This is a genomic window from Cypionkella sp. (genome assembly GCF_034376685.1).
Lineage (GTDB): Bacteria > Pseudomonadota > Alphaproteobacteria > Rhodobacterales > Rhodobacteraceae > Cypionkella.
In genome coordinates, this window is the sequence record NZ_JAXMJJ010000091.1 from 49,989 (window position 1) to 63,696 (window position 13,708).

At 61.9% G+C, this 13,708-nt stretch carries 14 protein-coding genes; 6 read left to right on the plus strand and 8 right to left on the minus strand.

What is annotated here, in order from left to right; translation table 11 throughout:
* Nucleotides 1-73: 73 nt before the first annotated feature.
* Nucleotides 74-2,329 (plus strand): NADP-dependent malic enzyme, encoded by a 2,256-nt coding sequence (locus U1A24_RS17175; protein ID WP_322323207.1) that lies wholly within the window; start codon nucleotides 74-76, stop codon nucleotides 2,327-2,329.
* 12 nt (nucleotides 2,330-2,341) lie between these two features.
* On the opposite strand, the gene U1A24_RS17180 is transcribed toward U1A24_RS17175, so the two are convergent.
* From U1A24_RS17180 to U1A24_RS17190, 3 genes are read right to left on the minus strand one after another with little or no spacing between them, the layout of a single operon-like run.
* On the minus strand, nucleotides 2,342-2,752 hold the full coding sequence (locus U1A24_RS17180; RefSeq protein ID WP_322323208.1) for an NUDIX hydrolase: 411 nt from the start codon (nucleotides 2,750-2,752) through the stop codon (nucleotides 2,342-2,344).
* A 9-nt stretch (nucleotides 2,753-2,761) separates the two neighbouring features.
* A complete protein-coding gene (locus U1A24_RS17185; protein WP_322323209.1) occupies nucleotides 2,762-3,028 on the minus strand; it encodes a hypothetical protein in 267 nt (88 codons plus the stop codon).
* Nucleotides 3,029-3,910 (minus strand): SPFH domain-containing protein, encoded by an 882-nt coding sequence (locus U1A24_RS17190; RefSeq protein ID WP_322323210.1) that lies wholly within the window; start codon nucleotides 3,908-3,910, stop codon nucleotides 3,029-3,031.
* A 181-nt stretch (nucleotides 3,911-4,091) separates the two neighbouring features.
* Here U1A24_RS17190 and U1A24_RS17195 point away from each other — a divergent pair, with 181 nt between their 5' ends.
* Entirely contained in the window at nucleotides 4,092-4,985 is an 894-nt protein-coding gene (locus tag U1A24_RS17195) for an SMP-30/gluconolactonase/LRE family protein (RefSeq protein WP_322323211.1), read from the plus strand.
* On the plus strand, nucleotides 4,982-6,391 hold the full coding sequence (gndA, locus tag U1A24_RS17200; RefSeq protein ID WP_322323212.1) for an NADP-dependent phosphogluconate dehydrogenase: 1,410 nt from the start codon (nucleotides 4,982-4,984) through the stop codon (nucleotides 6,389-6,391). The genes U1A24_RS17195 and gndA overlap by 4 nt, the downstream gene beginning before the upstream one ends.
* Here the strand turns inward: gndA and U1A24_RS17205 are convergent.
* The 5 genes from U1A24_RS17205 to choX all read right to left on the minus strand — a co-directional run bounded on the left by U1A24_RS17205 (nucleotide 6,388) and on the right by choX (nucleotide 10,790).
* Complete coding sequence (locus U1A24_RS17205) at nucleotides 6,388-7,332, minus strand: biotin-dependent carboxyltransferase family protein (RefSeq protein ID WP_322323213.1); 945 nt, start codon at nucleotides 7,330-7,332, stop codon at nucleotides 6,388-6,390. The genes gndA and U1A24_RS17205 overlap by 4 nt on opposite strands.
* Nucleotides 7,329-8,015, minus strand: a complete 687-nt coding sequence (locus tag U1A24_RS17210) for an allophanate hydrolase subunit 1 (RefSeq protein WP_322323214.1) — start codon at nucleotides 8,013-8,015, stop codon at nucleotides 7,329-7,331. The genes U1A24_RS17205 and U1A24_RS17210 overlap by 4 nt, the downstream gene beginning before the upstream one ends.
* A gap of 3 nt (nucleotides 8,016-8,018) precedes the next feature.
* Nucleotides 8,019-8,780 carry a 5-oxoprolinase subunit PxpA gene (locus U1A24_RS17215; RefSeq protein WP_322323215.1) on the minus strand — a complete coding sequence of 254 codons (762 nt, stop codon included), beginning with the start codon at nucleotides 8,778-8,780 and terminating at the stop codon, nucleotides 8,019-8,021.
* Between the two features lie 66 nt (nucleotides 8,781-8,846).
* Entirely contained in the window at nucleotides 8,847-9,860 is a 1,014-nt protein-coding gene (locus tag U1A24_RS17220) for an alcohol dehydrogenase catalytic domain-containing protein (RefSeq protein ID WP_322323216.1), read from the minus strand.
* Nucleotides 9,861-10,790 (minus strand): choline ABC transporter substrate-binding protein, encoded by a 930-nt coding sequence (choX, locus tag U1A24_RS17225; protein WP_322323217.1) that lies wholly within the window; start codon nucleotides 10,788-10,790, stop codon nucleotides 9,861-9,863. It lies immediately after the preceding gene.
* Between the two features lie 103 nt (nucleotides 10,791-10,893).
* Between choX and betI the strand changes: the two genes are divergently transcribed.
* From betI to radC, 3 genes are all read left to right on the plus strand, one after another.
* The gene (betI, locus tag U1A24_RS17230; RefSeq protein ID WP_322323218.1) at nucleotides 10,894-11,508 is read left to right on the plus strand and encodes a transcriptional regulator BetI; all 615 of its coding nucleotides are present in this window, start codon (nucleotides 10,894-10,896) and stop codon (nucleotides 11,506-11,508) included.
* A 91-nt stretch (nucleotides 11,509-11,599) separates the two neighbouring features.
* Nucleotides 11,600-12,826, plus strand: coding sequence for a lytic murein transglycosylase (locus U1A24_RS17235; protein ID WP_322323219.1), 1,227 nt, complete (start codon nucleotides 11,600-11,602; stop codon nucleotides 12,824-12,826).
* A gap of 45 nt (nucleotides 12,827-12,871) precedes the next feature.
* Nucleotides 12,872-13,633, plus strand: a complete 762-nt coding sequence (gene radC, locus U1A24_RS17240) for a RadC family protein (RefSeq protein ID WP_322323220.1) — start codon at nucleotides 12,872-12,874, stop codon at nucleotides 13,631-13,633.
* Nucleotides 13,634-13,708 lie beyond the last annotated feature (75 nt).

The following is a 13,708-nucleotide window of genomic DNA, read 5'->3' on the forward strand; positions in this document are numbered from 1 at the left end:
GGAAAGGCTCTATGCGTGCGGGCTGCGCATCGCTATCACCGACAGACTTGCAGACAAACAGGATGGCCCCCTGATGACTAAAATGAAAATCACGCCGGAAGAGGCGCTTGCGTACCATTTGGAACCGCGCCCCGGTAAGTATGAGATTGTTGCCTCGACCCCTATGGCGACGCAACGCGACCTGAGCCTTGCGTATTCGCCCGGCGTTGCGGTGCCTGTGCAGGCAATCGCTGACAATCCGGCCACGGCCTATGACTACACCGTCAAGGGCAACATGGTGGCGGTGATTTCCAATGGCACCGCCATTCTGGGCATGGGCAACTTGGGCGCGCTGGCGTCAAAGCCGGTGATGGAAGGCAAGGCGGTGCTGTTCAAGCGCTTTGCCGATGTGAACGCCATCGACATTGAGCTCGACACCGAAGACCCGGAAGAGATCATCAAGGCGGTTTCCCTGATGGGGCCGACCTTTGGCGGCATCAATCTTGAGGATATCAAGGCGCCCGAGTGTTTCATCATCGAGCAAAGATTGAAGGAAATCATGGACATCCCAGTGTTCCATGACGATCAGCACGGCACGGCGGTGATCTGTGTAGCGGGGCTGATCAATGCGCTGGAGATTTCTGGCAAGAAAATCGGCGAAGTGCGCATTGTGCTGAATGGCGCGGGGGCGGCGGGGATCGCTTGCCTTGAGCTGATGAAGGCGATGGGCGCTGCGCACGACAACTGCATCATGTGCGACACCAAGGGCGTGATCTATCAGGGCCGCACCGAGGGCATGAACCAGTGGAAATCCGCGCATGCCGCGCGCACCGATCTGCGCACCTTGGATGAGGCGATGGTGGGGGCGGATGTGTTTCTGGGCGTTTCGGCCAAGGGCGCGGTGACGCAGGATATGGTCCGGTCGATGGCCGATAATCCGGTGATCTTCGCGATGGCGAATCCCGATCCCGAGATTACACCGGAAGAAGCTCATGCGGTGCGCGCCGATGCGATTGTGGCAACGGGGCGCAGCGATTATCCCAATCAAGTCAATAACGTGCTGGGTTTCCCCTATCTGTTCCGCGGCGCTTTGGACATTCATGCCCGCGCGATCAATGATGAGATGAAGATCGCCTGCGCCCGCGCTTTGGCCGCCTTGGCGCGCGAAGATGTGCCGGACGAGGTGGCGATGGCTTACGGGCGCAAGCTGTCGTTTGGCCGCGATTACATCATCCCGACGCCGTTTGATCCTCGGCTGATCTATGTGATTCCGCCTGCGGTCGCCAAAGCCGGGATGGATACCGGGGTCGCGCGGCGTCCGATCATCGACATGAAGGGCTATGCACACAGCCTGAAGGCGCGGATGGACCCGACCGCCAGCATCCTGCAGGGCATCCATGCGCGGGCCAAGCAGGCCCAGGCGCGAATGATCTTTGCCGAGGGGGATGATCCGCGGGTGTTGCGGGCTGCGGTTGCCTATCAGCGCGCCGGTTTGGGCAAGGCCTTGGTGGTCGGCCGCGAGGCCGATGTGAAGGAAAAGCTGGAAGCCGCAGGGCTTGGCGATGCGGTGCGCGAGTTGGAGATCGTCAACGCCGCCAATTCGCGGCATCTCGAAGCCTATAAAGAGTTTCTGTATCAGCGCCTGCAACGTGATGGCTTTGACCGCCATGATGTGCATCGTCTGGCTGGCCGGGATCGGCATGTGTTCTCGGCGCTGATGCTGCATCACGGTCATGGCGATGCGCTGATCACCGGGGTTACCCGCAAATCGGCGCATGTGCTTTCGCTGATCAACCATGTGTTTGACGCCAAAGCCTCGGATGGCGCGGTGGGGGTGACCGCGCTGTTGCACAAGGGCCGGATCGTGCTGATTGCCGACACGCTGGTGCATGAATGGCCGGATGAGGTTGATCTGGCCAATATCGCGGTGAAAGCTGCCGGGGTGGCGCGCAATCTGGGGTTGGAGCCTCGGGTGGCGTTTGTCAGCTTTTCAACCTTTGGCTATCCGGTGTCGGAACGCGCGACCAAAATGCACGCAGCCCCCAAGGTGTTGGACAAGATGGGCGTGGATTTTGAGTATGAGGGCGAGATGACGGTAGATGTCGCGCTGAATGCTGAAGTGATGGCGCAATATCCGTTCTGCCGACTGTCAGGCCCGGCGAATATTCTGGTGGTGCCGGCGCGGCACTCGGCGTCGATCTCGGTCAAACTGATGCAGGAAATGGCCGGTGCGACGGTAATCGGGCCGATTCTGACCGGGGTGAAAAAGCCTATTCAGATTTGTTCCACCAATTCGACGGTGAACGACATTCTGAACATGGCGGTGATGGCGGCCTGCAAGGTCGGCTAAAGCGGGCATATTCTAAAGATCGGGCAGCGCCACGGCAACGCGGCGCTGCAATTCCGGGATGGCTTGTGGGTGGGCCAAATACTCGGCCACCCGCATCATTTGCCAATACTGGCCTTCGTCGCCAAAGCGGATGGCAGCGATTTCGGCGGCGGTGATCTTGCCCGCGAAGAACACCGAAGGCCGGGCGGCATCCATCATGCTGGGCCAAACTTTGCGCCTGATCAGCCGTTCGGGCGGCAGCAGCAGGCCAAATTCCTCGTGCAACTCGCGCAGCAAACAGGCCTCAGCCGTCTCATCGCCTTCACGACCGCCACCGGGAAGATCCCACATCGCAGCCCAAGCCAGACCCGGTTTGTCATCGCGCAGATAGGTCAGCAGGGTGTCGCCGCACAGCAGCGCCACCTTTGCACCGACAAAATCCATCAGCGCGCGTCAGTTGTCATTGATGTCTTTGTCCCACAGCTTGACCTGGCCCTTTTTCACCCCAACCGTGAGGCGCAGGCCGATCCACGATGCCAGCGACAGCAGCGCGAAGATCAGCAGAAGCAGCGGCAGGCTGACCGACAGACCGATGCCCAACAGCACCCCGGTCAGCACCGCGCCCGCAGCGAAACCAAGGAAGATGTAGCCGGGCAGCAGCACCTCGGCCACGCCCAGAGCAAAGCCGCCAGCGATCCACACCCACCAGACATTCCACATTTATACACGCCCTTTCAACATCTTGAAGGCATCGCCAAAGGCATCCAAAGCCTGTGCCGGCACGATGATCATCTGCTTGCCCGCGCCCTGGCCCACGGTGGTCAGCGCCTCGACTTGCTTCAGCGCCACCTGATACTGCGCGGCCTCGATGCCGTTTTCCTTGATCGCGCCTGCGATCACTTCGGTCGCATAAGCCTCGGCATCGGCCAGCACCCGGCGGGCTTTAGCACCCTGTTCGGCGGCGTAAAGTTCAGCATCGGCGTTCAGCTCGACCGCGCGCTTTTTGCCCTCGGCTTCCGTGACCTGCGCCCGACGTGCGCGTTCAGCGTTCAGCTGCTGCATCATGGCGTGGCGGGTGGCTTCATCCAACGACACGTCGAGAATCTCGGCGCGGGTCACCTCGATGCCCCAATCTTCCACCATCGCGCGGACATGTTCGCGGATATTGGCGGTCAGCTCGTTGCGGTTGGATTGCACCTGATCCAGCTCCATCTTGCCGATCTCAGATCGCACGATCCCGGCCACGGTGGTGGCAATGGCGCTATCGACATCCTTGATCCGGTAAACGGTCTTTTCCGGCGCGATCACCCGGTAGAACACGCTGGTTTCAACCTTGACCAGCACGTTATCGGTAGTGATGGCGTCTTGGTGCGCGGTAGGCAACTGACGCTCCAGAATCGAAACCTTATGCGCCACGCGGTCCAGAAACGGCACGGTAAAGTTGATGCCTGGCCCCAGGACCGAGCGCAGACGGCCCAAACGTTCGACGACGTATTTGTCGCTTTGCGGCACAATCCGCACGGCCTTGAACAAGGCGACGATGATGAAAAGCGCGATGGCAGCGAAGACCGCACCGCTGCCGAGGAACTGGTCGAAGTCCATGAAAATCTCCTGTCTTAAATCAGATGGGGGCGGGTGGCCCTGCACCAAGGTGCCTTGAAATCGAAGTTTGCGCAACCGACCGCTGAGCGTGGCGCGTACGGCTTACCCGGTATGCCGCAGGATACCTTTCGGTTTGACCTTGCGCTATGTTATCGCTCACATGAGGGCGGGAGGCGGTGCCATGTCATGCTTTGAAATCCACGACCCGGCGTTTGGCCGTTTTGTTTTGGGCAATGCGCCCGTGAAACAACTGGCGACGGGGTTTGATTGGGTGGAAGGTCCGGTGTGGTTTGGCGACGCCGGCTGCCTGCTGTTTTCCGACATCCCGAACGATAAAATCCTGCGCTATACGCCGGGCATTGGGATTTCGACCTATCGCGCGCCGTCGCATTATTCTAACGGCCACACCCGTGACTTGCAGGGGCGGCTGGTGTCGTGTGAACACGGGTTGCGGCGGGTGACACGGACCGAGTTGGATGGCAGCATCACGGTGATTGCCGACAGCTATCAGGGCAAGCCGTTGAATTCACCGAATGATGTGGTGGTAAAGTCGGATGGCTCGATCTGGTTCACCGACCCGCATTACGGCATCGGCTCGAACTACGAGGGTTTTGCGGCGGTGCAGGAACTGCCCTGCAATGTCTATCGCGTCGACCCGGATGGAACGATGGAAGCCGTGCTGACCGATTTCAACTGCCCGAACGGGCTGGCGTTCAGCCCGGACGAGTCGGTGCTATATGTCGCCGATACCGGTCGGATGTATCAGGATGATCCGGCGCACATTCGCAGCTTTTCCGTGGAGTCGGGACGGCTGAAAAGCCGTGGCATCTTCCACACCATTGCTCCCGGAAAGGCCGACGGTATCCGCTGCGATACCGAGGGCAATCTGTGGTCTTCGGCGGGCGACGGCGTGCATTGCATCGCCCCGGATGGGCATCTGATGGGCAAGATCCTTGTCCCCGAGAAAGTCTCGAATATTTGCTTTGGCGGGCGCGCCAAGCACCAGCTTTATATCACGGCTACCACGAGCCTATACGCCATCACCTTGAACCGCGTCGGAGCACAGAAACCATGACCCAATCGCAAATCGGCCTGATCGGCCTTGGCACCATGGGGGCAATGTTGGCCCTGAACATTTCTGAAAAAGGCTTTCCGATTGCGGTGTGGAACCGCACGGTTGCAGTGACGCATGGTTTCAAAGCCGAGGCGGGCGCGCTGGCCGACAAGATCACCCCCTGTGAAACGCTGGCCGATCTGGTGGCCGCGATTGCGCCGCCGCGTGCGATCATCCTGATGGTGCCTGCGGGGCAGGCGGTGGATGACATGATCGCAACTTTGCGCCCCCTGATGGCGGCGGATGATCTGATCATTGATGCCGGCAACGCCTTGTTCCACGACACCGATCGGCGCTCGGCTGAGGCGGCGAAGATTGGGCCGCATTTCATGGGCATCGGCGTGTCGGGTGGCGAAGAAGGCGCGCGGCATGGCCCGGCGATCATGGGCGGTGGCTCGCGGTCGGATTGGGATCGTGTCGCCCCGGTGCTGAACGCGATTGCGGCGAAGTATAAGGGCGAACCCTGCGCTGACTATATGGGGCCAGCGGGGGCAGGGCATTTCGTCAAAGCCGTGCACAACGGCATCGAATACGCCGATATGCAGATGATCGCCGAGGTTTATGGCGTGATGCGTGATGGCCTTGGGATGGATGCGGCTGCCATTGCCGAGACGTTCAAGGCGTGGAACCAAGGGCCGCTGCAATCCTATCTGATCGAGATTTCGGCAGAGGTTGCGGCCGCCACCGACACCCATTCCGGCAAACCGATGCTGGATATGATCCTCGACCGCGCTGGGCAAAAGGGCACTGGGCGCTGGACGGTGATCGAGGCGCAGCATCTGGCCGCCACCATTCCCGCGATTGAAGCGGCGGTAATGGCACGGAATCTGTCATCGCGGTTGGAGGAGCGTTTGGCGGGTGAGGCGGTGTTCGGCGCGGCCCCCCAGGCTGGGGCCAACGTGACTTTGGCGCAGTTGGAACAGGCGATGATCGCGGGCAAAATCCTGTGCTATGCGCAGGGTTTCGCGCTGATCTCGGCGGCGTCCAAAGCGTTCAACTGGCCGATGCCGTTGCCGGAAATCGCGCGGGTCTGGCGCGAGGGCTGCATCATCCGCTCGTCGATGCTGAACGACATGGCGACGGCACTGACCGAAGATGCGGGCCGCAATCTGATGCTGGCGCCATTCTTTGCCGATCATCTGAAGGCGACGCATGGTGCTTTGCGGCAGGTGATTGCGGCGGGCGCGCTCAGCGGGTTGCCGATGCCCGCCTTGGCCTCGGGTCTGGCGTGGTTTGACATGATGCGAACCGGGCGCTCGACCGCCAATATGATCCAAGCCCAGCGCGATTTCTTCGGCGCACACGGGTTTGAGCGGGTGGATGGCGTTGCCGACAAGCATGGGCCGTGGAGCGGGCACGGGATTTAACGCGCGCGCAAGCGATCCTGAAACGCGGCAAAGCGCAGGGTGTTTTGTCGCGTGATGGCGATGGCTTCGGCAGGCGTGATGGTTTGGAACATCACCGCATCACGCGGGCGGCATTGCACGAAAGCGTCAAGATCATCGGCCAAAACCGTGGCAATTTTCGGATAGCCTCCGGTGGTCTGGTGATCTGACAGCAGCACGGTGGCGGTGCCGTCACCCGAGACTTGCACCGAGCCGCGCAGGATCGGTTCGGACGGGATCGACAGTGCACCCGTAGGGATCAGGGCGGGGCCGCGCAAGCGCAGACCCATGCGGTCAAAAGCGTCGGTCATCTCGAAGCGTGCGGTGGTGAAGGCGCTTAGGGTTTCGGCATCGAAAAAACGATCCTGCGGGCCAAGTGTGCAGCGTAAAAGGTGGCGCGGGCGTGCCCAGATCGGGCAGGGGATGTGGCCTTCAAGATCAGGGTGCGTTTGCGCATCAGTGATTGTCAGCACCTGCCCGGTTGTCAGCCTGCCACCGCCGAAACCGGAAGAACCGTGGGTGGCGCGGCTGCCGAGCCAGCTTTCGGCCTGTAGATCGCCCGCAATGGCAAGGTAGGTCCAACTGCCCCAAGGGCCGGGGCGGATGGTCAGGGTTTCACCAGCGCGCAGGGTCAGAATGTTCCAAGCGCCGAGTTTGCGGGCAGGCATTTCGGCGATGAAACCGCCGCCTGCGAGGGCGAGGGTGATGGTGCCGCCTTGGCAGTGCAGGCTCAGGCCGCCGAGCGATATTTCGATGCCCGGATGACCCGCCGGGTTGCCGAGCGCGGCGTTGGCCAGCGCGAAGCTTTGGCGATCCATCGGGCCAGAGGCGGGGACACCGTAGCGCATCAGGCCGGGGCGGCCTTGGTCTTGGATGCTGACATGTGGGCCCGCGAAGGCGACGCGAAGGATGGCTTCGGTCATTGCTCCGCCTCGTATTCGGCGCGGCGGATGCGGCGGAAGCGCACTTTGTCGCCGACATCGAACAGGAAGGGGCGGGCGGTATCGTCGGTCAGGATGCGGGTGGGCGAGCGGCCAATGATCCACCAGCCGGTGGGCATCAGCAGCGTGGTGACAAGGCATTGCGCGCCCGCGATGATCACCGATCCCGCCGCCACGCCGCGCAGGGGGCTGGGTTTGCGATCCAGCCGGATTACCTCTGGCACACCGCCAAGATAGGCGTAGCCGGGGGCAAAGCCATACATGAACACTGCGTAGTCGCCAGAGAGATGGGCGTTGATCACCGCCTCGGGTGTCAGACCGGTGGCTTGCGCGACGGCGACCAGATCGGGGGCAAGGTCAGCATCATAGCAGACCAGAACCTCGCGCTGGGCGGGTTGCGCCCGCGCGGTAGTTTGCGCGGTGAGAAGGCCGCGCAGATGGGCGATGGTGGTGGGGTGATCCGTGGTCACCGGGTCAAATTCGACCAGCAGATTGACAAAGGCCGGTATCGCCTCGCGGAAGCCCACGAAGGGTTGCGCTGCCAGTGCTTGATCCAGCCGCAGCACGGCATCATGGGCGGCTTGGTCCAGCACTGTGCCAAACTCCACCAGCACCGCGCGTTCGGCGATAGAGCGGAAGATAGGGGCGCTTGGGGTGGGGTGCATGGCCTAAGCGGGCAGGAAGGCGGCGATGGTGACGCTTGCCGCGTTGAGCTGATTGCGGATGTGCCGGGCCATCTCGACCGCACCGGGGTTGTCGCCGTGGACGCAGATTGACTGCGCGGCGAGGGCGATCGGGTCACCGCCGACCACAGGCATCAGGCCGGATTCGAGAAACGACAACAGCCGAGCCGTGGCGGCAGCGGGGTCATGGATCATAGCGCCGGGCTGGCTGCGCGGAACAAGGCGACCGCTGGGCAGATAACCTCGGTCGGCAAAAATCTCGGAGTAGACGGCAATTCCTGCGGCGCGGGCGGCATGTTCCAGCTCGGTGCCGGAAATCGCCAGCAGCGCCAGATCGGGAGAGATCGCCTTGACGGCGGTGGCAATCGCATCGGAAACGCCGCGATCATCGGCGGCCAGATTGGCCAGCGCGCCATGGGGTTTCACATAAGCCACGCGGGTTCCCGCCAGCGCCGCCACCGCTTGCAAGCTGCCGATCTGTGCGGCGACCATGCGGCCAACCTCTGCCGGGGCCATCGGGATCACCCGGCGACCAAAACCCAATGGGTCATTGTAACCGGGATGAGCGCCGATGGTGACGCCATTCTGGGCGGCCAGACGCAGGGTCTGATACATCGTCTCGGGGTCGCTGGCGTGACCGCCGCAGGCAACATTGGCACTGGTCACAAGCCCGAGCATCGCCGCATCGTCGCCCATCGCCCAAGGGCCGTAGCCTTCGCCAAGATCAGAGTTCAGGTCGATGCGCATTCTGTTGCCTTCATTGCCATTGCGGGCAGCATAGCAACGAAACGCCGCGCTCTCCAAGTGGTTAGCCTAGAAAGCGATGCTGTAGCGCATCTTGGCGCGGCCTTCGTCCAGCGCCCGCAAGGCGTCCGAGGCATCTTGCAGCCGGATCACCTCGACCGGGCTTTCCAGCGGGGCCGCTTCATGCAGCTGCATCAGCTCCGCCATCTGCTTGCGAGTGCCCACGCTGGTGCCGGTCAAGGTGATGCCGGTCCATGTCAGCCATTCCTGACTAAGTGGCACGGGTTCGGCCACCATCGCCGCCGCAATGATCCGCCCCAAGGGCCGGGTGGCGGCTTGCATGGCCGGCCAGGTGCGGGGGGTGGGCGCGAAGTTGATCGTGGCATGGGCGCGCAGGGCGCTGGGCCAGGTATCGGGCAGGGTGGTGGTGGCGATTTCGGTGGCCGCTGCCCCCAGATGCCGCGCCATGTCCAGCTTGGCGGGATCGGTATCAACGGCCACCACTGTCGCCCCGCGCCGTGCCGCCAGCTGCACCGCGAACAGCCCCAGACCGCCACAGCCGAAGATCGCGCAAGTCTCACCATGCGTCAGCTTTGCCCGCTCAATCGCGCCGTATGCTGTCAATCCGGCGCACATCAGGGGGGCGATGGCAGGGCCATCGCCTGCCGGAACTTTCACCGCAAAAGCTGCCTTTGCCACCACATATTCGGCAAATGTCCCCGGCACGTTGAAACCATGCGCGCGCTGGGCTGCGCAAAAGCTTTCCTCGCCCGCCAAGCACAGATCGCAGGTGCCACAGGTGTCGTGCAGCCAAGCCGCGCCAGCCCGCTCACCTAGAACCCAACCGTCAACGCCCATACCAAGGGCGGCAACCACGCCCACACCTTCATGCCCCAAGATAAACGGATCGGGGGCGGTGGCGGGTTGGGTGTCGCCCTTCCAGATATGCACATCGGAATGGCAAACCCCGCTGGCCTCCAGCCGGATCAGGATTTCTCCCGGTCCGGGCGCAGGCACAGGCAGATCGACCAGCCGCAAAGGCTGGCCAAAGCCGTTCATCACGGCAGCACGCATCAGCGCCATTTACAGACCCAGCGCGGCCTTCACCGCAGGCAAAGCGGGTTGGCCGTCAAAGGTGGTGACGTCCTTCAGCCACGCCTCAACCATCGCAGGGTTTTGCGCCATCATCGCGGTGGCGGCGGCTGGAAACTCCATGCCTTCGCCCATCACCATCTGCATTCCGGCGTTTTCATAGTCGATGTTAAACGCGAGTTGGCTGAAAAACTTGGTCACATTCGGGCAGCTCTGCGCATAACCCTTGCGCGCGATGGTATAGACCGAAGCGCCGCCGAAATCCGGGCCAAATTCCGCATCGCCATCTGCCAGATACTCAATCTGATAGACCACATTCATCGGATGCGGCTGCCAGCCCAAGAATACGATCCAATCCTTGCGCCCGACCGAGCGTTCCACCTCTGCCAGCATCCCGGCTTCCGAGCTTTCCACGATGGTCCAGTCGCCCAGGCCATGCCCGTTGGCGGCAACCATATCCAGCAGCGGTTGGTTCGACCCCGGTTCAATCGCGAAAATCTTCTTCTCAAACTGATCGCCATACGCTGCCAGATCATCAAAGCTGTGCACCCCGGCATCGGCGACATATTTCGGCACGGCCAAAGTATACTTCGCACCCTCAAGGTTCATCCCCAAGCGCTCCACCGAGCCATCGTCGAAAAACTGCGCGTATTGCACGTCCTGAAATGGCCGCCAGTTGCCCTGAAATACGTCAATATCGCCGCGCTGCATCGACACGAAGGTGACATCCAGACTGAGCAGGGTCTGCGTCGCCTGATACCCCAGCGCATTCAGGATAGTTTCGGCGGTGGCATTGGTCAGGCCGATATCGGTCCAGCCCAGATCCGAGATCCGCACCGCCTTGCAGGCCTCGGGCTCGGCCGCTTGCACCGCCCCCGTGGCCATCACTGTCATCACCAATCCTGCCAGAACCTTGCGCATGGTTATCTCCCCGATTGCTGTGCCAAGCCTGCGCAGGAGAAATTTATACGTCAATATAGTTTTTTGTATGTGCGTTCAGTTTTTTCATCTGCTATGAAAAATCATGACCAAAATCGCCTTCCGCACCCGTATCGAAGACCTCCGCCGCCGTGAATTGATCGAGGCTGCGCATCGGGTGTTCATGCAGCATGGGCTTGGCGGCATGACCACCAAGCGGATTTGCGAAGAGGCCGGGATGTCTGCGGGCATCCTGTCGTATTACTTCAAAGGCAAGGAAGACGTGCTGTTCGCCATGGTGCGGCTGAACAATCGTGTGCTGATGGAGACGGTGGCCTCGGGTCTCGCGCAGGCAACAACCCGCTGGGGCAGGCTGGAGGCGATTATCGCGGGCAACTTCCCCGAAGGGCTGTTCGAGCCGAACATCGCCAACGCCTGGCTGTCGGTCTGTGCTGCCTCGGCCACCAACACCCGCTATGCTCGTTTGCAGCGGATTTTCTATGCCCGCCTGCAATCCAACCTCGCCTCGGTGTTCCGCGATGTGCTGCCAGACGCGCGCTTTGCACAGGTGGCATTGGCGTTGGGCACGATGATTGATGGCCTTTGGCTGCGGCGCGCGACGGGGGAAGTGCTGTTGCCGCAGAATACGACAGCACTGGTGCTGAGCGTGGCGACGGCTTTGCTGACCGAGGCCGAGCGGGCGCAGTTGCAGGCCGCCTGAGGCCTCGGCGGAAATACCCGGCATCGGTTTGCCCTTTGCCGCAAATCCTTTAAGCTTGCGCAAAAGCAAAAGCAGGTTGGTGGAGGTTTACATGCAGGTCACACGGCGCAATTTCTCATTTGGTATCGCTGCGCTTGGGCTTTCTGCCTGCGTCGGGGGCGGCGGTGGCAGCGTCCGCTCGGTGCCGCAAGCCGCGATGCCGATGGTGCCGGATGCGGGATTTGACGCTTGGGTGCAGGCATTCCGCCCGCGCGCGACGTCCAAAGGCATCTCGGACGCGACCTTCAGCAGCGCCTTCCGCGCCTCGGGCTTCATCCCCGGCGTGATCGAGAAAGACCGCAACCAGACCGAATTCACCCGCACCACAGAAGATTATCTTGCCATCGCCGCAAGTGATGAACGCTTGTCGATGGGGCGGCAGGTGCTGGCGCAACAGATGGGCACCCTGCGCGTGATCGAAGCACGCTTTGGGGTAGAGCCGCATGTCGTCGCCGCCTTCTGGGGGTTGGAGAGCTTTTTCGGCACAAGACGCGGCGATGTTCCGGTGATCTCGGCCTTGGCAACCTTGGCCTATGAAGGGCGTCGCGCGGCCTTCTTTGAACAACAGTTGGTGGCGGCGCTGAAGATCCTGCAGAACGGCGATACCTCGGTGCAGAACATGACCGGCAGCTGGGCCGGGGCAATGGGGCACACCCAGTTCATCCCGACCAGCTACCAAGCCTTCGCGGTCGATTTCAACGGTGATGGCCGCCGCGACATCTGGAGCGATGATCCCACCGATGCCTTGGCCTCAACCGCAGCCTATCTTTCGAAAAACGGCTGGCGGCATGGCCAGCCTTGGGGGCAAGAGGTGACGCTGCCGTCAGGCTTCAACACCGCACTGGCGGGGCGCGGCAAGGGGCGGTCCGATTGGGCTGATCTGGGTGTGCGCGGGGTGAATGGCGGTTTGGGCAACCACGGTGCTGCGTCCTTGTTGCTGCCGGGTGGCGCGCGTGGGCCAGCCTTCCTGCTGTATCAGAACTTCAACGTCATCCTGCGCTACAACAACGCCGAGAATTATGCGCTGGGTGTTGGATATCTGTCGGATCGGCTGAACGGCGCAGGGCCGTTGCGCGCGGCCTTCGGCCCGGATGCGCAAGGCATGACGCTGCAAGATCGGCAGGCCTTGCAGCGCAAACTGACGGCGGCGGGCTTTGATACGCAGGGCAATGATGGTGTGATCGGCGCGAAAACCATCGCTGCGATCAGCGATTTCCAACGTGCGCGGGGCCTGCCTGTGACCGGCCAGCCCAGCATAGACTTGCTGCGGATGCTTTAAGGCCGTTAACGATTCCTTCACCAGTCTCATGGCAGCCTGCCTGCCATGAGCAAATCCCGCGCCTTTCACGAAATCCCGCTGCCGCTGTTCGCCGCCGAGGATGAGGCCGTGGGCGATGCTTTGCCCGGCAAGCTGCCATCCTACATCGCTGATCACCGCAAACGCCTGCGGACGCGCTTCATGGAGGGTGGGGCGGCGGCGATGCCCGACTATGAACTGCTGGAACTGCTGCTGTTCCGCGCCATTCCCCGGCAGGATGTGAAGCCATTGGCGCGCGAACTGCTGGAGACGTTTGGCGATTTCAACCGGGTCGTCACCGCCGTGCCTGCCCGCCTGATGATGGTGAAAGGCGTGGGGGAGGCTGTGGTGCAGGAGCTGAAGATTGTTGAGGCGGCAGCGCAACGGATGATGCGGGCGCGGGTGATGAACCGGCCCTTGCTGAGCAGTTGGGACGCATTGCTGGATTACTGCCATACCGCGATGGCGCATCGTGAAACCGAACAATTCCGCATCCTGTTTCTGGATCGCAAGAACGTGCTGATTGCCGATGAAGAACAGGCCAAAGGCACGGTGGATCATGTGCCGGTCTATCCGCGTGAAGTCGTCAAGCGCGGGTTGGAACTTAACGCCTCGGCGCTGATCCTCGTGCACAATCACCCCTCGGGCGATCCCACACCGTCGCAGGCTGACATCACCATGACCCTGCAAGTGCAAGAGGCCGCACAGGTGCTGGGCATCACCCTGCATGATCATCTGATCATCGGCAAAAGCCGCGAGCTTAGTTTCCGCTCGGCGGGTTATCTGTAAGCCGTGCCGCTTTTCGGCTTAGCTTGCGGGCCAGCAGCTTGGCCTTGGTGTCTTCGGCGCGGCGTTGCTTTTCGG